The sequence below is a fragment of the Pseudomonas sp. FH4 genome (assembly GCF_000510915.2).
Taxonomy (GTDB): domain Bacteria; phylum Pseudomonadota; class Gammaproteobacteria; order Pseudomonadales; family Pseudomonadaceae; genus Aquipseudomonas; species Aquipseudomonas brenneri.
The window spans coordinates 102,470-123,600 of sequence record NZ_AOHN01000019.1 but is presented as its reverse complement, the minus strand read 5'-3'; the positions used below and the strand labels follow the sequence as shown (position 1 = coordinate 123,600).

Genomic DNA, 21,131 nt, shown 5'->3' with positions numbered 1-21,131 from the left:
GAGCTATCAATCGTGGCGTTTGCGCACCAGTTTCATGACGACCACGAAGAACACCGGCACAAACACCACCGCCAATGTCGCGGTGATCATCCCGCCAATCACACCCGTACCAATCGCCTGCTGGCTCGCCGAACTGGCACCGGTGGCAATCGCCAATGGCACCACGCCGAGGATAAACGCCAGGGACGTCATGATGATCGGTCGCAGGCGCAGGCGTGCGGCTTTCAGCGTGGCCTCGACCAAGTCTTCGCCCTGGTCATACAGGTCTTTGGCAAACTCGATGATCAGGATCGCGTTTTTTGCCGATAGCCCGATAATCGTGATCAAGCCGACCTTGAAGAACACGTCATTGGGCATGCCGCGCAGTGACACTGCCATGACCGCGCCCAACACCCCCAGCGGCACGACCAGCAACACTGAGGTGGGGATCGACCAGCTTTCATACAGCGCGGCCAGGCACAGGAACACCACCAGCAGCGACAGCATCAATAGCAGTGGCGCCTGGGCGCCCGACAACCGCTCCTGCAACGATAACCCGGTCCATTCCTGGCCCAGGCCCGCCGGCAGTTGCGACACCAGCCGCTGGATCTCCTCCATCGCCTCGCCGGTGCTATGCCCAGGTGTCGCTTCACCGGAAATGGCGATGGCCGGGTAGCCGTTGTAACGGGTCAACTGCGTCGGGCCCTGGACCCAACGAGCCTCGACAAAGGCCGACAACGGCACCATCTTCCCGGCGTTGTTGCGCACATGGATCTTCATCAGGTCTTCGACCTGGCTGCGTTGGTCGCCTTCGGCTTGCACCACCACGCGCTGCATGCGGCCCTGGTTGGGGAAGTCGTTGATATACGCCGAACCAATGGCCGAGGAGAGGATATTGCCGACATCGGCAAACGACACGCCCAGGGCGTTGGCACGCTTGCGGTCTACCTCAAGCTGCACCTGCGGTGCTTCAGCCAGGGCGCTTTCACGCACGTTGGCCAGGATCGGGCTTTTTTCCGCCGCCGCCAGCAACTCGGTGCGGGCCGCCATCAACGCGGCATGGCCCACGCCACCCCGGTCCTGCAAGCGGAACTCAAAGCCACTGGAGGTGCCCAGGCCATCCACCGGCGGCGGCAGCACGGCATAGGCCATCGCATCCTTGAGCTCGGTAAACGCCATGTTGGCACGATCGGCAATCGAGGCGGCGGAGTCGTCGCTGCTGCGCTGCGACCAATCCTTGAGCGTGGTAAACGCCAGCGCCGCATTCTGCCCGGAGCCGGAGAAACTGAAGCCCATGATCATCGTCGTATCACCGACGCCCGGCTCGGTCGCGTTATGCGCCTCGATCTGCTCGGCCACCAGTACCGTCCGGTTCTTGCTCGCACCCGGTGGCAGTTGGATATCGGTGATGGTGTAACCCTGGTCTTCCACCGGCAGGAACGAGGCGGGCAGGCGGCTGAACAAAAAGCCCAGGCCCACCAGCAATACCAGGTAGATCAGCAGGTAGCGGCCGCTGCGCTTGAGGGCATAGGCGACCCAGCCTTCGTAGCGATCGGTCAGTTGTTCAAAGCGGCGGTTGAACCAGCCGAAGAACCCGCCCTTGGCATGGTGCTCACCTTTGGCAATCGGTTTGAGCAACGTAGCGCACAGGGCCGGGGTCAAGGACAGGGCGAGAAACGCCGAGAACAGGATAGAGGTGGCCATCGACAGCGAGAACTGCTGGTAGATCACCCCCACCGAGCCCGCCATAAAGGCCATCGGCAGGAACACCGCCACCAGCACCAGGGTAATGCCGATGATCGCCCCGGTAATCTGGCCCATGGCCTTGCGCGTGGCTTCCTTGGGCGACAGGCCCTCGGTGACCATGATCCGCTCGACGTTCTCCACCACCACAATCGCATCGTCCACCAGGATGCCGATGGCCAGCACCATGCCGAACATGGTCAGCACGTTGATCGAGAAGCCCAGCAACAGCATGGTGGCAAAGGTCCCCATCAATGCAATCGGCACCACCAGCGTGGGAATCAAGGTGTAGCGCACGTTCTGCAGGAACAGGAACATCACCGCAAACACCAGCGCCATGGCCTCCAGCAAGGTGTAGACCACCTTGGTGATCGAGATCTTGACGAACGGCGAGGTGTCGTAAGGAATTTTGTATTCCACATTGGCCGGGAAGTAGCGTGACAGCTCATCCATTTTCGCCCGAACCAGGGTCGCGGTGTTCAGGGCGTTGGCGCCTGGCGAAAGTTGCACGCCGATAGCGGTGGACGGTTTGCCGTTCAGGCGTGTGGAGAACTGGTATTCCTGGCTGCCGATCTCGACGCGCGCCACATCACCAATGCGCACAGTGGAGCCGTCCGGGTTGGCCTTGAGCACAATGTCGGCAAATTCGGCCGGGGTTGAGAGCTGGCCCTTGACCAGGATCGACGCGGTGATTTCCTGGGTGTTGGTGCCCGGCAAGTCACCAATGCTGCCGGCCGAGACCTGAGCGTTCTGCGCGCTGATCGCGGCATTGACGTCGGCCGGGGTCAGGTTGAAACCGATCAGCTTCTGCGGGTCGATCCAGATCCGCATCGCCCGCTCGGCGCCATACAGCTGGGCTTTACCCACACCGTCCAGGCGCTTGAGCTCGTTCATCACGTTGCGCGCCAGGTAATCGCTGAGCGCCACGTCATCGAGCTTGCCGTCGTTGGATGTCAGCGTGACCAGCAGCAGGAAGCCGGCGGAGACTTTTTCCACCTGCAAGCCCTGCTGGGTCACCGCTTGCGGTAGGCGCGGCTCGACGACCTTGAGTCGGTTCTGCACATCCACCTGGGCCATTTCCGGGTTGGTGCCCGGCTGGAATGTCGCGGTAATGGTCGCCGAGCCCAGGCTGCTCTGGGATTCGAAATACAGCAGGTGGTCGACACCATTGAGCTCCTGCTCGATCAGGCTGACCACGCTTTCATCCAGGGTCTGGGCCGAGGCACCGGGGTACACCGCATAGATTTCCACTTGCGGCGGCGCGACGTTGGGGTACTGGGCCACCGGCAACTGCGGGATGGCGAGGGCACCGGCCAGCAGGATAAACAAGGCAACCACCCAGGCGAAGATCGGGCGGTCAATAAAGAACTGCGGCATTGTCTCTGATCCCTTTGATTACTGGCCGGCTGCCTGGGCGACAGGTTCGGAGCTGGCATCGACGTCGACTTTTTCACCGGGGCGTGCATGCTGCAGGCCTTCGACGATAATCCGGTCACCGGCCTTCAGGCCGCTGTTGACCACCCAGCGATCATTGATCGCCGCGCCCAATTCCACGGGTTGCTGGCTGACGTTCTGCTCGGCGTCCACCAACAACACCATCGGGATACCGGCGCTGTCACGGGTGATGGCGCGTTGCGGCACACTCAGGCCTTGCTGATCGACCGCCTGCTCCAGGCGCACGCGGATAAAACTGCCGGGCAACAGGTCGAGGTCCGGGTTGGGGAACTCGCTGCGCAGGATGATTTGCCCGGTGCCGGGGTCGACGGAAATTTCCGCAAACAGCAGCTTGCCCGGCAATGGGTAAAGGCTGCCATCATCCTGGATCAGCGTGGCCTTGGCCTGGTCCTGGCCTACTTGCTTCAAGTGCCCGGCGCGAAAAGCACGGCGCAGGTCATTGAGTTCGCGGGTGGACTGGGTGAGGTCGGCGTGAATCGGGTCCAGTTGCTGGATCACGGCCATGGGCGTGGCTTCGTTCTGGCCCACCAGGGCGCCTTCGGTCACCAGCGCACGGCCGATGCGCCCGGAGATCGGCGCGGTCACCGTGGCATAGCCGAGGTTGAGCTTGGCGCGTTGTACCGCCGCCTGATTGGCCGCAACATCGGCGGCAGTTTGCCGGGCAGCGGCGCGGGCGTTGTCGTAGTCCTGGGCGCTGATGGCATTGCCTTCCACCAACTGGCTGTAGCGCTGCTCCTGCAGGTGCGCCTGGAAGGCATTGGCTTCGGCCTTGCGCAGGCTCGCCTGGGCGCTGTCGAGGTCAGCCTTGAACGGCGCCGGGTCGATACGGAACAGCACGTCGCCCTGTTTGACGTCGTGGCCTTCCTTGAATACCCGCTGCAACACCACGCCTGCGACCCGTGCGCGCACTTCGGCAATACGCGGCGCGGCAATGCGTCCGCTCAACTCGCTGCTGATTGACAGCGGCTTGGCTGCGAGGGTTTCGACGCGCACCTTGGCCAGGGGCATTTCGGGGGCGTCGCCTGCGGAGTTGCCACACGCGCTCAGGGCCAATGTCAGTGCGAGAAGGCAAAACGGCGCAAACAGATTCTTTGACATGCTTTTATCCCAATATTGACTGGCGCATCCTACGGGCGCCCCCGTCACTGTGCTGTGAAGCTCTGTAGGTGGTGTGTGAAGAAATGTAAGGTACGGCGCACGCCGAGGCACGTGCGTATATCCTTCACCGCCGTGGATCCTAACAAGCTCTTGTGAGCAATGACGATTTAATGTGGGAGCAAGCCCGTTCCCACATTGGATTTGTGTACGACAAAAAACCGTATTAATTGGAAGCACCATGCCCAACATCCTCCTGGTCGAAGACGACGCCGCGCTGTCCGAGCTGATTGCCAGTTACCTTGAGCGCAATGGCTATCACGTCAATGTGCTCAGCCGTGGCGACCATGTGCGCGAGCGGGCCAGGCTCAATCCGCCGGACCTGGTGATCCTCGACCTGATGCTGCCCGGCCTCGACGGCCTGCAAGTCTGCCGCCTGTTACGCGCCGATTCGGCCGGCCTGCCGATCCTGATGCTCACCGCCCGCGATGACAGCCACGACCAGGTACTGGGCCTGGAAATGGGCGCCGATGACTACGTGACCAAGCCCTGCGAGCCACGGGTGCTGCTGGCGCGGGTGCGTACCTTGTTGCGCCGCAGCAGCCTCAGCGAACCCCAGGCGGCTAACGACCAGATATTGATGGGCAACCTGTGCATCGACCTGTCGGAACGTTCGGTAACCTGGCGCGACCAGGCGGTGGAGTTGTCCAGCGGCGAATACAACCTGCTGGTGGTGCTGGCCCGGCATGCCGGTGAAGTGCTCAGCCGCGACCAGATCCTGCAGCGCCTGCGCGGCATCGAGTTCAACGGCACCGACCGCTCGGTGGATGTGGCCATTTCCAAGCTGCGCCGCAAGTTCGACGACCATGCCGGCGAAGCGCGCAAGATCAAGACGGTGTGGGGCAAGGGTTACCTGTTCAGCCGTTCCGAGTGGGAATGCTGAGACCATGTTCCGCGTCCTGATCCGTCTTTACCTGCTGACCATCGTGACTTACAGCGCGGCGATCTACCTGATCCCCATGGGCATCATCGAGGTCTTTCACACTCGCTACATGAACTACAGCATCGAGCAGTCCCGGGGTTTGCAGAGCCTGATCGTGCGCCAGTACCACAGCCGGCCGGTGGAGCGCTGGTCCGAGGTCACCGACCAGTTGGCCCGGGACTTTGCCCCCTTGAAAGTGCAATTGATGCATCGCCAGGACGCCCGCTATACACCGGCCGAAGAGCAATTGCTGGAGCAGGGCAAGCCGGTGATTCGCCTGGGGGAGTGGGGCTGGATGGAAGAAATCAGCTCGCCGCTCAATGGGCAATTAGCGGTCAAGCTGACCATCCCGCCCGACCCGCTGGACATGAACCTGCTGTACTGGACCATGAACGTGCTGATCGGCGCGGCGTTGCTGGGCGGGTTGTTGATATGGCTGCGACCGCACTGGCGTGATCTGGAGCGCCTCAAGGCGACAGCGGCGCAACTGGGCCGGGGGCATCTGGAAGAGCGCACGCACATTCCCCCCAGCTCCAACATCGGCAGCCTGGCAGCGGTGTTCGACACCATGGCCAACGACATCGAGCACCTGCTCAACCAGCAGCGCGACTTGCTCAACGCGGTTTCCCACGAACTGCGCACCCCGCTGACGCGCCTGGACTTCGGCCTGGCCCTGGCGCTGTCCGAAGACCAGCCGGCGGCCAGCCGCGAACGCCTGCAAGGCCTGGTGGCGCACATCCGCGAGCTGGATGAGCTGGTGCTGGAGCTGTTGTCCTACAGCCGCCTGCAAAACCCGGCGCAACTGCCCGAGCGGGTGGACGTGGTGCTGGATGAATTCATCGACAGTATCTTGGGCAGCATCGACGACGAACTGGAAAACCCCGAGATCGTGATTGATGTGGTGCTCGACTGCGCCGTCGAGCGTTTTGCCCTCGACCCGCGCCTTACCGCCCGCGCCCTGCAAAACCTGCTGCGCAATGCCATGCGCTACTGCGAAAGGCGGATCCAGATTGGCGTCAAGGTGTGCGCCAAGGGCTGCGAGATCTGGGTGGATGACGATGGCATTGGCATCCCCGAGGAACAGCGCGCACGGATTTTCGAACCGTTCTACCGCCTGGACCGCAGCCGTGACCGCGCCACCGGCGGCTTCGGCCTGGGCCTGGCGATCAGCCGCAGGGCGGTAGAAGCACAAGGCGGCACACTCACCGCCCAGGCCTCGCCCTTGGGCGGTGCACGCATGCGCCTGTGGCTGCCCACCTGACCCTGCGGTGGGGCGGGGCTTGTGTTAATGCCAGTCAGTTAAGGCTTTTTTGTAGGAGCGAGCTTGCTCGCGAAGGACGTCAACGATAACGCGTATTTGCTAGGTAAACGCGGCGCTCTCAAGTTCTTCGCGAGCAAGCTCGCTCCTACAGAAAGCAGAATCCGCTTAACTGACTGGCATTAAGAGTCCTGTTTTTGGCACATGCACAGCCTTACCGCCCCTGACGCTCCCTTGCTATAGTTCGGCCTTTATCAGTCGCCAGCCAAGGATCACTGCCATGTCCGAATACCAAGCCTTTGTCGTCGAACTCCACGACAACGTCGCCCATGTGCAGATCAATCGCCCAGAAAAGATCAACGCCATGAACGCGGCGTTCTGGAGCGAGATCATCGAGATTTTCCAATGGGTCGAAGACACCGATGCGGTACGCGCCGTGGTCCTGAGTGGCGCCGGCAAGCATTTTTCCTCGGGCATCGACCTGATGATGCTGGCCTCGGTAGCCAATGAGTTTGGCAAGGACGTGGGCCGTAATGCGCGCTTGCTGCGGCGCAAGATCCTGCAACTGCAAGCCTCGTTCAATGCCGTGGACAACTGCCGCAAGCCGGTCCTCGCGGCGATCCAGGGCTATTGCATTGGCGGCGCGATCGACCTGATCAGCGCCTGTGACATGCGTTATGCCGCTGACGACGCGCAATTCTCGATCAAGGAAATCGACATCGGCATGGCCGCCGACGTTGGCACCTTGCAGCGTCTGCCACGCATCATTGGCGACGGCATGCTGCGCGAGCTGGCCTACACCGGCCGTACCTTTGGGGCAGAAGAAGCGCGCAGTATCGGCCTGGTCAACCGCACCTTTGCCGATCATGAAAGCCTGCTGGCCGGGGTGATGGAGCTTGCAACGCAAATTGCCGCCAAATCGCCGATTGCCGTGACCGGTACCAAGGCCATGATCAGCTACATGCGTGACCACACCATCAACGATGGCCTGGAATACGTTGCCACCTGGAACGCTGCTATGTTGCAATCCAACGACCTGCGCGTGGCCATCGCGGCCCATATGAGCAAGCAGAAACCCGAATTCGTGGATTGACTGAACATGACCCCAGGCTGGATGACCACAACGCTGCTGGACAATGACGCCCCCGGCGGCTGGGCCGTGGCCCGCAGCCGTGAAGGCTTTTTGCTGGACGACAACGGGCCGCTGTTTCCCAGGGAATGGCTCAAGCGCCAGGACTTGTCGGTATTGGCCGAGCATGGCATCGGTCACCTGGATGGCGAGCCGGTGTACCTGCTGGAGTTGAACAGCCCTGGCGATGTGCAAGGTTGCCGCTGGCAGGGCCTGCGGGCCTTTATGCTGCAAGGCGACCACCGCCTGTACAAAGTCCTGGGCTATGCCGCGCAAATCGGCACCTGGGCCCGCGAGCACCGTTTTTGTGGCAGCTGCGGCCAGGCGATGGTGCAGGTACCCCGGGAGCGCGCAATGTTCTGCCAGGCGTGCGACCTGCGCAGCTACCCGCGTATTTCCCCCAGCATGATTGTGTTGATCACCCGTGGTGATGAGATTCTGCTCGCACGCTCACCGCGTTTCGTCACTGGGGTCTACAGCACCCTGGCCGGGTTTGCCGAGCCAGGGGAGTCTGCCGAAGACTGCCTGGTCCGCGAAGTGCGCGAGGAAGTGCAGGTCGAGGTGCAGAACATCCAGTACGTGGGCAGCCAGTGCTGGCCGTTTCCGCACTCAATGATGCTGGGCTTTCATGCCGAGTATGCCGGTGGCGAGATCGTGCCCCAGGCCGACGAGATCGAGGATGCGCAGTGGTTCAACATCCACCAGTTGCCACCATTGCCGGCGTCGCGCTCGATTGCCCGCTACCTGATCGACCTGTATGTGGCGCGCCGCTTAGGCCACGCTGAACCAGTGCTGCCAGGCTAGGCGCACAGTCAGGCCGAGGACCACGGTGATAAACACCGGGCGAATGAATTTGGCGCCGCCGCTGATGGCACTGCGTGCGCCAAAGAACGCACCCACCATCACCGACAGGCCCATGCTCAGGCCGACAATCCAGTCCACCGAACCATTGAAGATAAACACCGACAGCGCCGCCGCGTTGCTGACGAAGTTCATGCTGCGCGCCACGCCGCTGGCCTTGACCAGGTCGACGGGGTACATCAGCAAGGTGCTGACGGTCCAGAACGCGCCGGTGCCGGGACCTGCCACGCCATCATAGAAGCCCAGGCCAAAACCCTGGGTCGACTGCCATTTCTTCTTGATCGGCGCATCCGCGTCCAGCGGCGCCTTGGGCGTGCCACCAAATAGCAGGTAGATACCACAGGCGAAGACAATCACCGGCAGCATCTTGTTCAACCATTCGGCGGGCAGGTAATGGGCGACGATGGCACCGAGCAGCGCGCCGACCAGCGTACCGACGATGGCATGCACCCACTGGCGCGGGTGGAACAGCTTGCGCCGGTAGAAGGTGAAACTGGCGGTGGCCGAGCCGAAGGTCGAACTCAGTTTGTTGGTACCCAATACCAGATGGGGCGGCATGCCGGCAGTGAGCAAGGCGGGTGTGGTGAGCAAACCGCCACCGCCGGCAATGGCATCGATAAAACCGGCAACAAAGGCAACCACAGCCAGAATGGCCAGGGTGGTGAGGTCAACGCTGAGTTCAAAAGGCATGGAGGCGACTTATTTTCGGCGAGGCGCAGAACGGGGCTGCGCGAAAGTCCGATAGCTTACCTATAACCGATTGTTACGGCGACTGTTGCAGCAGCAACAGTGATTCAACAATTCACCCACCTGGGCAACATTGCCCTGCCCAGGTCCGCAACAGCCGCGCGCCCCTAGCATGGGGCTTTGCGCACACTGGCACGCTTGCTGCTCCACAACCTGCACATCCCCTGTGTGCGAGGTACCGAACAATGACTCAGCAAGCCGTGAAATTTGCCTATTGGGTGCCCAATGTCAGTGGTGGCCTGGTGGTCAGCAAGGTCGAACAACGCACCGACTGGGGCATCGACTACAACCGCAAGCTGGCCCAGTTGGCCGAGGCGGCGGGGTTTGAATACGCCTTGACGCAAATCCGCTTCACCGCTGGTTACGGCGCCGAGTACCAGCATGAATCCGTGGCCTTCAGCCACGCGTTACTGGCGGCTACCACCAAGCTCAAGGTGATCGCGGCGATCCTGCCAGGTCCCTGGCAGCCGGCGCTGGCGGCCAAGCAACTGGCGACCATTGATCAACTGACCAATGGCCGGGTGGCGGTGAATATCGTCAGCGGCTGGTTCAAGGGCGAGTTCCAGGCCATTGGCGAGCACTGGCTGGAGCATGACGAGCGTTATCGGCGCTCCGAAGAATTCATCCGCGCGTTGAAAGGTATCTGGACCCAGGACGAGTTCACCTTCAAGGGCGATTTCTACCGGTTCAACAATTACAGCCTCAAGCCCAAGCCCCTGGGACAGCCGCACCCGGAGATTTTCCAGGGCGGCAGCTCCCGTGCGGCGCGGGATATGGCGGCGCGGGTGTCGGATTGGTATTTCACTAACGGTAATACGCCAGAAGGTATCAAGGCTCAGGTGGATGACATCCGTGCCAAGGCCACCGCCAATAATCATTCGGTAAAAGTCGGGGTCAACGCCTTCGTGATCGCCCGCGACACCGAGGAAGAGGCCCAGGCGGTACTGGCCGAGATCATCGACAAGGCCGACCCGCAAGCGGTGAATGCCTTTGGTGATGCGGCCAAGCAGGCGGGCAGGGCTTCGCCGGAAGGAGAGGGCAATTGGGCCAAGTCCAGCTTTGCCGACCTGGTGCAGTACAACGACGGTTTCAAGACCAACCTGATCGGCACGCCCCGGCAGATCGCCGAGCGCATCGTTGCGCTCAAGGCGGTGGGGGTGGACCTGGTGCTGGCGGGCTTCCTGCATTTCCAGGAGGAGGTGGAATATTTTGGTCAGCGCGTATTGCCCCTGGTGCGCGAGCTGGAAGCCAAGGCCGCTGCGACCGGCAGCGCCAGGGCGGTCGCGTTACCGGTATAGCACCACCGCCGCGCGTAGCTGGTTGTTGCCAAAGCGGCACATCCGTTCGAATTCCCCGTGGCTGACCGGCAAATGCTGGCAGTCCATGGGCTGGCGGTGCTGGCTATGGTCCACGTCAGGATCATGCAGGTAGACAAACTCCTGATCACAGTCAGTCACAATCACCCAGTGCGGTGACTTGGAACGTGTCAGTCGGTAGCTGCTGATCAGCACCAGCGGCTGGCCGCCGTCGTCCAAGACCTGTGTCAGGTCCAATGCACCGCCGTGTATTTGCTGCACATCACTGCCCGCCAATTCTTCCTCGAATCCCTCATGCACCAGGCGTATGACCTCCTTTTTATGCGGGTCACGCACCCCGTCGAGAAACAGCGGCCCATACACGTTGACCTGCATGCGCACGCGAAACCCTCGGCGCCAGGCGGCCAGGGCCAGGCCCTGTGGGCTGCAACCACCGTGGCCGGCAGTCATGAAGACGGTGGTCGCCTCGCGCCAGATCTGCAGCTCTTCACGGCGCTGGGCCTCACGCCCTGGCGTCAGGGCACCCATGGCCATCAGCAGGCAGGCGGCGCCGCAGGTGAAGTCGGTGGTCTGCTGGTAATAGGGGACACTCAAGGCCCGGCCGTCAGTATGCTGGAGGATACGTTTTTCCAGGCGCAGGGCGTCGGTATGGTCGGCGTAATAGTCGTTGATCAGGGCAAACCGCCGGTACCCACTGCGCTCATACAGGGCGATGGCGCCAGGGTTATCGGTGCGCACCTCAAGGCGCAGGTAAGCACAGTCGTGCGCCACGGCGCAGGCTTCGATGCGTGCCAGCAGTTGCTTGCCCAAGCCCAGGCCTCGGGCAGGCGTAGCGATGGCCAGGGAATACAGGCGCGCCAACGAGGTGCCGCGATGGAACAGCACCAGGGCATAACCGAGCAAATGCCCGCTTTTCTCGGCCACCAGCAGTTGTGCGTGAGCACGGCTGATCATCCACTGGAAACTGCGAGGGGACAGTCGATCTGTGGTGAAGCAGTGCTGTTCCAATGCCACCAATTCTGGCAAATCATCGAGCGTTGCAACGCGAAAGGAAAGAGTCATGTAACCGCCGTAAAAGTTGCGTAACTAAACGAGACTTCTCTGAAAGATCGTGCTTAATAGAAAAGGTCAAGTTCTCTAGCGGATCAATCAATATGTCAGCGGTACAAAGTCATTGGCGAGAAGTATCCGAGCAAACTGTCGCGACTACAATAACTTCCAGCGGATATTTTTCTACACCGCCCAAGAGTACAAGTCAGGTCGTGATTATTGTTGAACGCAGGGAAGACTGGGCTTCCTATTTTCCCAGCGAAGATATTGTCACCGCCCAGGAATACCTCGAACACCCCAGGGAAAACGAGGCTGGCAAGCGGGTGCAGGTGATCAACCTGTGCCGCAGCTACAAGTACCTGGGCCATGGCTACTACTGCTCGCTGCTTGCGGAGGCGCGGGGGCACAAGGTAATTCCGTCAGTGCGTACCATCAGCGAACTGACGAAAAAATCCCTGTATGGCCTGGCCCTGGATGACCTGGATAAAACCCTCGACAAAGCATTGAGTCATCACCTCTACAGCAATACTGAAGGTTTTACCCTGACTCTTTATTTTGGTCGAACCAATATTGAGCCTTTGCAGGATTTGGCCCGTCAGTTGTTTGAAGTCTTTCCAAGTCCGATCCTGTTAGTTGAGTTTCGCAAGAGTAATGGCTGGCACATCGAAGGCATTAAATCCGGGGCATTACATAAGTTGCGTGATGATCAAGAAGACCAATTTGCCCACGCGCTGGACAACTTCAGCCGCAGGATCTGGCGCCAGCCGCGTTCGCGGCGTCTGGCCCGTTATGACCTGGCGATCCTGCATGATCCCCAGGAACAGTTGCCACCGTCCAATGCCAAGGCCCTGGATAATTTCGTACGGGTGGGCAAGGGGCTGGGGATCGATGTCGAGTTGATCGAACGCAAGGACTACGCACGGCTGGCCGAGTACGACGCCTTGTTGATCCGCGAAACCACCAGCGTCGATAACCACACTTATCGTTTCGCCAAGAAAGCCGAGAGTGAAGGGTTGGTGGTGATGGATGATCCTGCTTCGATCCTGCGCTGTACGAATAAGGTCTACCTCACGGACCTGCTCAAGAGCCATCAATTGGGCATGCCCGCCACCGAAATCCTCTACAAGGAACGACCGGAAGATTTCGAGCGGGTTGGCGAACGCCTGGGCTTTCCCCTGGTGCTGAAAATCCCCGACGGTTGTTTTTCCCGTGGGGTGATCAAGGTCGAAAGCCAGGAGGCGCTGCTGGCCGCCACGGCGGAGCTGTTCGAACATTCGGTGTTGCTGCTGGCCCAGGAGTTTTTCTATACCGAGTACGACTGGCGCATTGGTGTGCTCAACCGCAAGCCGATCTTTGCCTGTCAATACTTCATGTCCAAGGGCCATTGGCAGATCTATAACCACAAGGCCATCGGCCAGGATATCAACGGTGAGTGTCGCACCCTGGCGGTTCACGAGGCACCGAAGGCGGTGGTGGAACTGGCGGTCAAGACCGCAAACCTGATCGGCGACGGGTTGTACGGCGTGGATTTAAAGCAGTCTGGTGACAAGGTGGTGGTGATTGAGGTCAACGACAACCCGAATATGGATGCCGGGATTGAAGACGCCTATTTGCAGGACGACCTGTATTCCCTGGTGCTGGAGGAGTTCGTGCGACGCCTGGAGCTCAAACGCCAGGGTCAGGTCTGGTGATCTGCCTTGAACTCAGCGAGGGCGCATTGCGCCGCACCGAGCGCGAAAGTGCCGAGATCCTGCTGTTCAGCAACCCCGATAGCGATGAACGTGAATTGCTGCGCGAGCGCTATAAAGTCGATGAGCACGCGCTGGCGTCGGCGCTGGACCCTGACGAGGTGTCGCGTATTGAATTCCATCCCGACAACCTGTTCCTGATCTGGAAGCGCCCGCAAAACTATTCCGGGGGCAGTAACCTAGTGTTTGAAGTGTCATCCTGTGGCTTGCTGTTTTCACCGGACCGCCTGCTGGTGATTGCCACCGATGACAGCCAACTATCCGACCTGGGTGCGCGCCGGCCACTGCATACACCGCTGGATGTGCTGCTGGATCTGCTGCTCAACAACATCCATCACTATCTGGGCCATCTCAAGGTGATCAAGCTAGTCGCCCGGGAATTGCAGCAGCAGTTCAACGCCTCGATGAGTAATCGCCACCTGATGCAGATGTTCAGCCTCAGCGAGAGCCTGATCTATTACATCAATGCGCTGCACAGCAACGGCGCCGTCTTGACGCGCTTGCGCAACCACGGCGAGAAGGAACATTTCAGTTCGCAGACTCTGGGTTTGATCGACGACCTGATCATCGAGAATAACCAGTGCTACAAGCAGGCGGAGATCTACTCCAATGTGTTCTCCGGGTTGATTGATGCCCGGGGCAACCTGATGAACAACAGCATGAATAACCTGCTGCGCAAGCTGACGCTGATCAACGTAGTGTTCCTGCCGTTGAACCTGATCGCCAGTATTGGAGGGATGTCCGAGTTCAGCATGATGACGGCAGGGACGCCGTGGTGGGTGGCGTATCCATTGTTTCTGCTGGCGATGGCGCTGGGTGCAGTGGGGATGGTGCTGGGGCTCAGGCGGATTGCCAGGGGCGGTGGGAAAGCGGGGTGATTGAAGCCCGCTTCCCACTTGGGTGCCTAGGCACCCTCCTGCAGTGTCAGCACTTCAAAGCCATCAGCGGTGACAGCCACCGTGTGCTCCCATTGCGCCGACAGGCTGTTATCGCGGGTGACCACGGTCCAGCCATCCTTGAGGCTGCGTACCTTGGCGCTGCCCTGGTTCAGCATCGGCTCGATGGTGAACACCATGCCTTCGCGCAGGGTCAAGCCGGTGCCCGGCCGGCCGAAGTGGAGGATCTGCGGTTCTTCGTGCATTTCGCGGCCAATTCCGTGGCCGCAGTACTCGCGTACTACGCTGTAGCCGTTGGCTTGCGCGTGGCTCTGGATTGCATGGCCAATATCGCCCAACCGTGCGCCGGGCTTGACCTGGCGGATACCGGCCCACATGGCCTCGAACGTCATCTCGACCAGGCGCCGGGCCTTGGGGGCGACCGCGCCGATCATGTACATCTTGCTGGAGTCGGCGATAAACCCGCCTTTCTCCAGGGTGATGTCAATATTGACGATATCGCCGTCCTTCAACACGGCCTTGGCATCCGGCATGCCGTGGCACACCACTTCGTTGATGGACGTGTTGATGCAGAAGGGGTAGCCATATTGCCCAAGGCTGGCGGGGCGCGCCTGCAGGTCGTGGCGGATAAACGCTTCGACGGCGGCGTCCAGTTCCAGGGTTGACTGGCCGGCGCAGACCCGGCTGTCGAGCATGCTGAATACTTGGCCCAGCAGGCGGCCCGCTTCGCGCATCACGGCGAGCTGTGGGGCAGTCTTGATCATCAGGTGCGCCCCCGGATCAGATCGGGCTTGTCGAGCAATAGTTTGTTGATCAGATCGTTGTAGGCCAGGTGCGGATTTAGCTCGGCCAGCAGGCCGATCTTGATCCAGAACTCGGCCTGGGCGTTGATGGAACGGTCCATGGCGGCGCTGGCGAGACGGATTTGTTCATGCAGTTGGTCGGTAATCTTGACGATGCCCATGAGCTTCACTGTGCGGGATTGATATACAAAGCGTATACGTTTCGTATATCGCTCGTAAACCCCGACAGTTGACTTGCCACAGGCCGCCAGTTAGTTTTGCTTCATGACCTTTCAAACCTATCGTTCCCAGCCAAGCATTATTACCGCCATTCCTCATTTGGCGGGATAGCGCTCGGCTGTACCCAAACCCGCCTTAGAGGCGGGTTTTGTTTTTCCGTCTCCTGGGCTCTGCTAAACGTCAGGAGACCCCCATGAGTAGCCCACTGCCGCAGTCCAACGCCGACGATGGATTGCTTGAGCATTACGTAAAGAAAATCCTCGCCGCACCGGTCTACGACCTGGCCGTGCGCACTCCCTTACAGCCCGCGCCTGCGCTATCGGCGTTGCTCGGCAATCAGATCCTGCTTAAGCGCGAAGACTTGCAGCCGACGTTTTCCTTCAAGATTCGCGGCGCCTACAACAAGCTGGTGCAACTCACCGACGCGCAAAAAGCCTGCGGGGTGATCACGGCGTCGGCGGGCAACCATGCCCAGGGTGTGGCACTGGCGGCGCGTGAACTGGGGATCAAGGCGACCATCGTGATGCCTTGCACCACGCCCGAATTGAAAGTGCTGGGCGTGCGCTCGCGAGGCGCCGACGCGGTGCTGCATGGGGCCAGTTTCCCGTTTGCCTTGGCCCATGCGTTGCAGTTGGCCGAACAGTCGGGCGCTACCTTTGTTTCGCCGTTCGACGATCCGGATGTGATCGCCGGCCAAGGCACGGTCGCGATGGAAATCCTGCGCCAGCAACAAGGTGCGCTGGACGTGATCTTTGTGCCAGTGGGGGGTGGCGGGTTGATCGCCGGGATCGCTGCCTACATCAAGTATTTGCGCCCAGAGGTGCGCATCATTGGCGTGGAGCCTGAAGGCTCCAGTTGCCTGCTGGCAGCCCTGCGCGCGGGCGAGCGGGTGGTATTGCCCAGCGTGGACAGCTTCGCCGATGGCACCGCTGTCGCACAGATCGGCGCCTACGGTTTTGAAATCTGCCGCCACTATGTTGATGAAGTCATCACCGTCAGCAACGATGAACTGTGCAGTGCGATCAAGCTGATCTACGACGATACCCGTTCCATCACCGAGCCATCAGGCGCGCTGGCAGTTGCCGGGATCCGCCGCTACGTGGCACGTACTGGGGCCCTGGGGCAGACGCTGGTGGCGATCAACTCCGGGGCCAATATCAACTTTGACAGTTTGCGTCACGTTGCCGAACGGGTGGCGGCGCAATAGCACAGATTGAATGTGAGAGTTGTCGAGCTTTAGCGAGGCTACGATGGCGCCAGCAAAAACACCTCGGGGTGTCAGATGGCCAACGTCATCGTTAACGACCATCGCTGGCAAGCCAGCTCCCACATTTGATCTGCGGCGTTAACTGGCTGCGTTATTGCACGCTGGCCTTCTCGACGGTGGCCGATGCCGACCAGATGCGGTAACGCACTTCGACATCTTTTGGAACATATACAACGATGGGCAGCTTGCTGTTGTAACGCAGCACAAAGCCGTCACCGACCACCGGCACAAAGTCCTCGCGGGTCTTGCCATCGGGGCAGGCCATCAGCGTGCTCATGGGGCCGCTGACCTTCTCCAGCCGGTAGAACGGATAGCCCCAGCCTTCGAGGTTCTTTTCTTCCAGCACACCGCCCAGGCGTTGTTGGTTGCAGTCGACGGTCAAGGTCTTGCCGGCCAGGATCTCGACCTTGAAGTCCTGCTCCTGCGGCTGTGCGGCCAGGTGGATGACTTGGCGCACATAACCGGCATCAGCCTTGGGGTAAGGTGCAATGTCTTCAAGTTTTGCCGCATTGGCCTGAGCACAACAGGCTGCGAGGCCAAGGAGGGAGAGGGTATTGAGCAGAGGGAAGTTCATGGGGCGTCCTTGTCTGGAAGGATGAAAAACCCGAACACGATGCCAGCCTACGGCCCAGGCTGCAAATTGCCCTACAACTTATATAGGCATCGTCGCTGCTTATGAGAAAAGGATCCAACGCGCTCCGGCCCGGGGAGTAGGCTAGTGGGTTGAAGGCGTTTGCCAGCAGGTGAATATTGATAAGAAGGAGAGGTCGCCATGCTTTCGGAACTGGAACTGCGCAGCATTATTGAAGGAAGTTTTCTGCCTAAACGTTGTGAATGCATCAAGGCCGAGGATGCGTCGCTTACGGTCAAAGTCTACGACGATGACGGTACAGACCTGACCGTCACCGGCATCCAGGCCGACAAGCTCGACAGTAGTCGGGCCATCTGCAACCTGATCACGGAGTTACGTGAAGATCTCAAGCACGCCCACGCACCCGCCCCACGCAGGGCCGGCGCGAGATTCTACTGATCATCACGCTCTAGGCGACGGTGTCATGGCAGTTTGCGGGCCCGGATAACCCAGGCCCAGCATTATCTCCGTGCCCACTGCCAGCCTCAGATAATTCCGATACGGTTCTTTCACTCCACCTTGCTACTGTTTCCCCACATCTGTCGCCAGTGGGTGAGGTAGTGCGTGCAACAGAAAATCGCAGCAGAGTTTCTCGGTACCTTCTGGTTGACCTTCGGTGGTTGTGGCAGCGCCATCCTGTCGGCGGCGTTTCCCGGTCTGGGGATCGGTTTTGCCGGTGTGGCATTGGCGTTTGGCTTGAGTGTGCTGACCATGTCTTACGCGGTGGGCAGCATCAGCGGTGCACATTTCAACCCGGCGGTGACCGTCGGCTTTTGGGTGGGCGGGCGACTGCCAGGGCTGGATGTGCTGCCCTACATCATCGCCCAGGTAGCCGGTGCGACAGTCGCAGCGGCGATACTGGCGCTGGTTGCCAGCGGCCGGCCGGGGTTTGAAATAGGCGAGTTCGCCGCCAATGGCTATGGTCACTTGAGCCCGGGGCAGTACAGCCTGTTGGCTGCGGTGGTGGTGGAAACGGTGTCGACGTTCTTCCTGGTGTTCATCGTCATGCGGACCACGGCGCCTGGAGTGACGCCGGGGTTTGCACCGATTGCCATCGGTCTGACGCTGACCCTGATTCACCTGGTGTCGATACCCGTGACCAACACCTCGGTCAACCCGGCGCGTAGCACCGGGGCGGCTTTGTTTGCCGGCAGTGATTACCTGATGCAGCTCTGGCTGTTCTGGCTGGCGCCCCTGGCGGGTGGCATTGTCGGCGCCGTGGTAGCCAGGGCCATACGGGAACGGCCGTGACCCGGGCTACCAACTCATCCGGATGCCAGCATTGCCGCTGATACCTTCCTGTGTGTTGGTGTCCAGTTGGGTGCTGTAGTCGGCGGCCACGTACACGCTGACGCTGGTGGACAGTTTGGCGACCACGCCGACGCCAAGATCAGCATAGGCCGATTTGTGGTCACTTTTGATCCGGTCAACGTCATCGTAAGTCACCGTGTCGCTGCCGCCGAAGGTGCGCCAGGCGTTGACCCGCAGATAAGGTTCGACAGGGGTGTCTTGCAGCAAGTAGCGGCCTTTCAAGCGGGCACCCACGCGTCCTGTCCAGTAATCCTGGGAGTCGAAGGACACACTGGAGATCCCGTCGTTCTGGCGGTCCAAGTCAATCTGTTGGTGGATCACCTGGGCCTGCGGCTCCACCACCCAGTTCGCGGAAACGGCAAGCGGGTAACCCGCTTCGGCAGACAAGGCCAGCGCATGGCCTTTGGTATCCATTTTTATCCCGCGCTCGGATTTATTATCACCGTCCAGGCGCGTGCCCATGGCTACCAGGTCCACGTACCAGCCCTTTGGATCCGTCAGTGTCCAGTAAGCACCATAGTTGTCGCCGGTGAGTTTGACCTGCCCGGAACGCTGGCCCTCAAAACCCAAGGCAAAGCCTTTGACATCGCCTTGCAAACGGCTTTGACCGATAAACAGCCCCAGGCGCTGGAGTTGCCCGCCATCGGTTACCGAGGCGTACAGGTCATGGCCCACCTGATAGCCCTTGAGGCTGCCGTCGAAACTCGGCGACACCGTGCCCGACCAACTCTGCCGGAAGTCACTGCCATAGGCCCGGCCCCAGCCAGCAGGAACCGTACCGGTTTCGCCCAACAGGCTTTGCTCGCCCTGGCGATCATGGAAGGTGCCAAGTGCTTGCAAGGTCATGCGTTGGGCCGCCGGCACCACCACCGAGTACACCGGTACCTCGACGCGATACAGCGGGATCGGCTCGGCGCCGGCCACGGCGGTGGGCAAGGGTGGCGTGGTGTCGGCAGGCGTGGGCGAGACCTCAGCCGGGATCTGGGTCGGTGGCGGAGCCGGAGGCTCGACCGGTGCCACAGGCTGATCGGTGGGCGGTTCCACCGGTGGCTCGTCAGGATCGACCACCGGCGGCACGGCCGGGATCGGTGGTTCCGGAACGATCACCGGTGGTACCACCGGCGGCGTTGGCACGGCGGGCGGCTGGACGGCGACCACGGAGGAGCGCAGGTACCAGTTGTTCTCTGAACCGGCCGTTACGCCACCTTTGAACAGGAAATACTCATAGGCCCCGGCAGACACCGCGCTTTTGAGGGCAAACGCATCGGTAGTGCTGGTTGCGCCGTTAAGCGCCTGCACCACTTCAATCCCGTTGTTGCGGGTCAGCCCACCCAGGCCACCAAGGTTGCTCACCGCCAGTTGGGTATTGCCGCTGATCGCACCTTGGGACACCACCAGCTTGTCACTGGCCGAGGTCTCATCACCCAGCACTGTTTGCAGCCACAGTTGGCCATTGTTGCCGACATAATTACCGTACACCGTCAGCGAGTCCGTGGCGCTGTTGCTGGCGCTGGTCATATCGATGGTCCCGGCGTTATTGACTGTCGCCAGTTGGCCGGCGGTATAGGGCCGGATACTGCCTTGGGTCACCGCCAGCACGCTGCTGTTGTCGATGGAGAACACCCCGGTGCCGCTGGCGCTATCGCCCAGGAACAGATCCCCCGCCAGGTCCAGGCGCGAGCCATTGTTGAGGTCGAAGGTTTCCCAGCCGATATAGCGGCCGGCGTTACTCGAAGTGGTGTTGTCGAAGGTCAATCGATCATTGCCCAGGCCGCCATCTATCGAAGGCGTGGCCGCCAGTTGGCTGGCACCCAGGCCAGCCAGCAGCGCAGTGTCATCACCGTCGCCCATCAAGATGGCAGATTTGATCTGGCCACCCGTGCGCCATTCCAAGGTGTCGTTGCCCACGCTGGCGCGTATCTCGCCATTGATTACGCCGCCGCTGACGAGAATGGTGTCATTGCCGCCGCTGACGCTGACGTTGCCGCCAATACTGCCACCGGTCACGCGGATCCAGTCAGTACCAAAGCCGGTCACCAGGTTGCCAAGGATGGCACCACCGGACATGTCATAGATATTGTTGTCCAGTTTCATATCTACCCGGCCGATAGTCCCGGCGGTTTGATTGGCGACATCGCCGTCTTCAAACGCGCCGACGATGGTGCCACCCGTCATGCTGAACGTATCCCGACCATCGCCCTGGGCCAGGGCCTGGATCTGCCCGCCACTCATCACGAAGTCGTCGATGCCGTTGCCTTGGGAGACCGTCCCGGTGACAGTGCCGCCACTGATCTGGAAGCGATCGGCACCGTCACCCTGAGTCACCGAACCGACGATACGCCCGGAATTGATCGCGACCCCATCGTCGCCCGCGCCAAACACCACGCTGCCATTGACGGTGCCCGAACCGCCTACAGGCAAGTTCAAGGTGTTTTTACCGAACAAGTCGGTCAGGCCACCGGCAGAGGTGCCGCTGTCGCAGGTATAGCTGTCGTCACCAGGGCCCGGGGTGAAGACGCAAGCGGCCTGAGCCGGGGTTTGCAGTGAAAGGATGCCAGCCACGAAAACGGCGGGTTTGATACAGGAGCGGTCATTGCCCATTGGTCGTCCCTGTCTTTGTAGGAAAATTCTACGTTGTAAG

Annotated in this window: 18 protein-coding genes; 10 read left to right on the top strand and 8 right to left on the bottom strand. The window is 60.7% G+C overall.

Going from position 1 to position 21,131, the window contains the following annotated elements:
• Positions 1-6 precede the first annotated feature (6 nt).
• On the bottom strand, positions 7-3,099 hold the full coding sequence (locus H097_RS13960; RefSeq protein WP_032860423.1) for an efflux RND transporter permease subunit: 3,093 nt from the start codon (positions 3,097-3,099) through the stop codon (positions 7-9).
• 18 nt (positions 3,100-3,117) lie between these two features.
• Positions 3,118-4,275: an efflux RND transporter periplasmic adaptor subunit gene (locus H097_RS13955; RefSeq protein ID WP_032860421.1), complete on the bottom strand. Its 1,158-nt coding sequence runs from the start codon at positions 4,273-4,275 to the stop codon at positions 3,118-3,120.
• 238 nt (positions 4,276-4,513) lie between these two features.
• Between H097_RS13955 and H097_RS13950 the strand changes: the two genes are divergently transcribed.
• From H097_RS13950 to nudC, 4 genes are all read left to right on the top strand, one after another.
• Positions 4,514-5,215, top strand: coding sequence for a response regulator transcription factor (locus H097_RS13950; RefSeq protein ID WP_032860419.1), 702 nt, complete (start codon positions 4,514-4,516; stop codon positions 5,213-5,215).
• Between the two features lie 4 nt (positions 5,216-5,219).
• Entirely contained in the window at positions 5,220-6,515 is a 1,296-nt protein-coding gene (locus H097_RS13945; RefSeq protein WP_032860417.1) for an ATP-binding protein, read from the top strand.
• 277 nt (positions 6,516-6,792) lie between these two features.
• The gene (locus tag H097_RS13940) at positions 6,793-7,605 is read left to right on the top strand and encodes a crotonase/enoyl-CoA hydratase family protein (protein WP_032860416.1); all 813 of its coding nucleotides are present in this window, start codon (positions 6,793-6,795) and stop codon (positions 7,603-7,605) included.
• A 6-nt stretch (positions 7,606-7,611) separates the two neighbouring features.
• Complete coding sequence (nudC, locus tag H097_RS13935) at positions 7,612-8,445, top strand: NAD(+) diphosphatase (protein WP_032860414.1); 834 nt, start codon at positions 7,612-7,614, stop codon at positions 8,443-8,445.
• Here the strand turns inward: nudC and H097_RS13930 are convergent.
• A complete protein-coding gene (locus tag H097_RS13930) occupies positions 8,413-9,192 on the bottom strand; it encodes a TSUP family transporter (protein ID WP_032860412.1) in 780 nt (259 codons plus the stop codon). The two genes, nudC and H097_RS13930, sit on opposite strands and share 33 nt — an antisense overlap.
• Before the next feature lie 242 nt (positions 9,193-9,434).
• On the opposite strand from H097_RS13930, the gene sfnG reads away from it, so the two are divergent.
• On the top strand, positions 9,435-10,547 hold the full coding sequence (gene sfnG, locus H097_RS13925; RefSeq protein ID WP_032860410.1) for a dimethylsulfone monooxygenase SfnG: 1,113 nt from the start codon (positions 9,435-9,437) through the stop codon (positions 10,545-10,547).
• Here sfnG and H097_RS13920 read toward each other — a convergent pair.
• Positions 10,536-11,627 (bottom strand): GNAT family N-acetyltransferase/peptidase C39 family protein, encoded by a 1,092-nt coding sequence (locus H097_RS13920; protein ID WP_032860408.1) that lies wholly within the window; start codon positions 11,625-11,627, stop codon positions 10,536-10,538. The genes sfnG and H097_RS13920 overlap by 12 nt on opposite strands.
• A gap of 92 nt (positions 11,628-11,719) precedes the next feature.
• Here H097_RS13920 and H097_RS13915 point away from each other — a divergent pair, with 92 nt between their 5' ends.
• Both H097_RS13915 and H097_RS13910 read left to right on the top strand, forming a co-directional pair.
• Positions 11,720-13,306, top strand: a complete 1,587-nt coding sequence (locus tag H097_RS13915; protein ID WP_032860407.1) for a RimK family protein — start codon at positions 11,720-11,722, stop codon at positions 13,304-13,306.
• Entirely contained in the window at positions 13,300-14,241 is a 942-nt protein-coding gene (locus H097_RS13910) for a magnesium transporter CorA family protein (protein WP_032860406.1), read from the top strand. The genes H097_RS13915 and H097_RS13910 overlap by 7 nt, the downstream gene beginning before the upstream one ends.
• 26 nt (positions 14,242-14,267) lie before the next feature.
• On the opposite strand, the gene map is transcribed toward H097_RS13910, so the two are convergent.
• Together map and H097_RS13900 are read right to left on the bottom strand one after the other, a co-directional pair.
• A complete protein-coding gene (gene map, locus H097_RS13905) occupies positions 14,268-15,023 on the bottom strand; it encodes a type I methionyl aminopeptidase (protein WP_032860405.1) in 756 nt (251 codons plus the stop codon).
• A complete protein-coding gene (locus H097_RS13900) occupies positions 15,023-15,223 on the bottom strand; it encodes a ParD-like family protein (protein ID WP_032860404.1) in 201 nt (66 codons plus the stop codon). The genes map and H097_RS13900 overlap by 1 nt, the downstream gene beginning before the upstream one ends.
• Positions 15,224-15,474: 251 nt before the next feature.
• On the opposite strand from H097_RS13900, the gene ilvA reads away from it, so the two are divergent.
• Positions 15,475-16,488, top strand: coding sequence for a threonine ammonia-lyase, biosynthetic (gene ilvA, locus H097_RS13895; protein ID WP_082445590.1), 1,014 nt, complete (start codon positions 15,475-15,477; stop codon positions 16,486-16,488).
• Between the two features lie 151 nt (positions 16,489-16,639).
• Here ilvA and eco read toward each other — a convergent pair whose 3' ends face one another.
• Complete coding sequence (eco, locus tag H097_RS13890) at positions 16,640-17,122, bottom strand: serine protease inhibitor ecotin (protein ID WP_032860402.1); 483 nt, start codon at positions 17,120-17,122, stop codon at positions 16,640-16,642.
• Between the two features lie 198 nt (positions 17,123-17,320).
• On the opposite strand from eco, the gene H097_RS13885 reads away from it, so the two are divergent.
• Both H097_RS13885 and aqpZ read left to right on the top strand, forming a co-directional pair.
• Entirely contained in the window at positions 17,321-17,578 is a 258-nt protein-coding gene (locus tag H097_RS13885; protein ID WP_032860400.1) for a DUF1652 domain-containing protein, read from the top strand.
• A gap of 165 nt (positions 17,579-17,743) precedes the next feature.
• Positions 17,744-18,430 carry an aquaporin Z gene (gene aqpZ, locus H097_RS13880; RefSeq protein ID WP_032860398.1) on the top strand — a complete coding sequence of 229 codons (687 nt, stop codon included), beginning with the start codon at positions 17,744-17,746 and terminating at the stop codon, positions 18,428-18,430.
• A gap of 6 nt (positions 18,431-18,436) precedes the next feature.
• On the opposite strand, the gene H097_RS13875 is transcribed toward aqpZ, so the two are convergent.
• Positions 18,437-21,091 carry an autotransporter outer membrane beta-barrel domain-containing protein gene (locus tag H097_RS13875; RefSeq protein ID WP_032860397.1) on the bottom strand — a complete coding sequence of 885 codons (2,655 nt, stop codon included), beginning with the start codon at positions 21,089-21,091 and terminating at the stop codon, positions 18,437-18,439.
• Positions 21,092-21,131 lie beyond the last annotated feature (40 nt).

Excerpts from the sequence above, each read along its gene's own strand:
- H097_RS13960 (WP_032860423.1), bottom strand. The coding sequence starts at position 3,099 with ATGCCGCAGTTCTTTATTGACCGCCCGATCTTCGCCTGGGTGGTTGCC.
- sfnG (WP_032860410.1), top strand. The coding sequence starts at position 9,435 with ATGACTCAGCAAGCCGTGAAATTTGCCTATTGGGTGCCCAATGTCAGT.
- H097_RS13955 (WP_032860421.1), bottom strand. The coding sequence starts at position 4,275 with ATGTCAAAGAATCTGTTTGCGCCGTTTTGCCTTCTCGCACTGACATTG.
- H097_RS13875 (WP_032860397.1), bottom strand. The coding sequence starts at position 21,091 with ATGGGCAATGACCGCTCCTGTATCAAACCCGCCGTTTTCGTGGCTGGC.
- H097_RS13930 (WP_032860412.1), bottom strand. The coding sequence starts at position 9,192 with ATGCCTTTTGAACTCAGCGTTGACCTCACCACCCTGGCCATTCTGGCT.
- eco (WP_032860402.1), bottom strand. The coding sequence starts at position 17,122 with ATGAACTTCCCTCTGCTCAATACCCTCTCCCTCCTTGGCCTCGCAGCC.
- nudC (WP_032860414.1), top strand. The coding sequence starts at position 7,612 with ATGACCCCAGGCTGGATGACCACAACGCTGCTGGACAATGACGCCCCC.
- map (WP_032860405.1), bottom strand. The coding sequence starts at position 15,023 with ATGATCAAGACTGCCCCACAGCTCGCCGTGATGCGCGAAGCGGGCCGC.
- H097_RS13900 (WP_032860404.1), bottom strand. The coding sequence starts at position 15,223 with ATGGGCATCGTCAAGATTACCGACCAACTGCATGAACAAATCCGTCTC.
- ilvA (WP_082445590.1), top strand. The coding sequence starts at position 15,475 with ATGAGTAGCCCACTGCCGCAGTCCAACGCCGACGATGGATTGCTTGAG.
- H097_RS13915 (WP_032860407.1), top strand. The coding sequence starts at position 11,720 with ATGTCAGCGGTACAAAGTCATTGGCGAGAAGTATCCGAGCAAACTGTC.
- H097_RS13885 (WP_032860400.1), top strand. The coding sequence starts at position 17,321 with ATGCTTTCGGAACTGGAACTGCGCAGCATTATTGAAGGAAGTTTTCTG.
- H097_RS13920 (WP_032860408.1), bottom strand. The coding sequence starts at position 11,627 with ATGACTCTTTCCTTTCGCGTTGCAACGCTCGATGATTTGCCAGAATTG.
- H097_RS13945 (WP_032860417.1), top strand. The coding sequence starts at position 5,220 with ATGTTCCGCGTCCTGATCCGTCTTTACCTGCTGACCATCGTGACTTAC.
- H097_RS13940 (WP_032860416.1), top strand. The coding sequence starts at position 6,793 with ATGTCCGAATACCAAGCCTTTGTCGTCGAACTCCACGACAACGTCGCC.
- H097_RS13950 (WP_032860419.1), top strand. The coding sequence starts at position 4,514 with ATGCCCAACATCCTCCTGGTCGAAGACGACGCCGCGCTGTCCGAGCTG.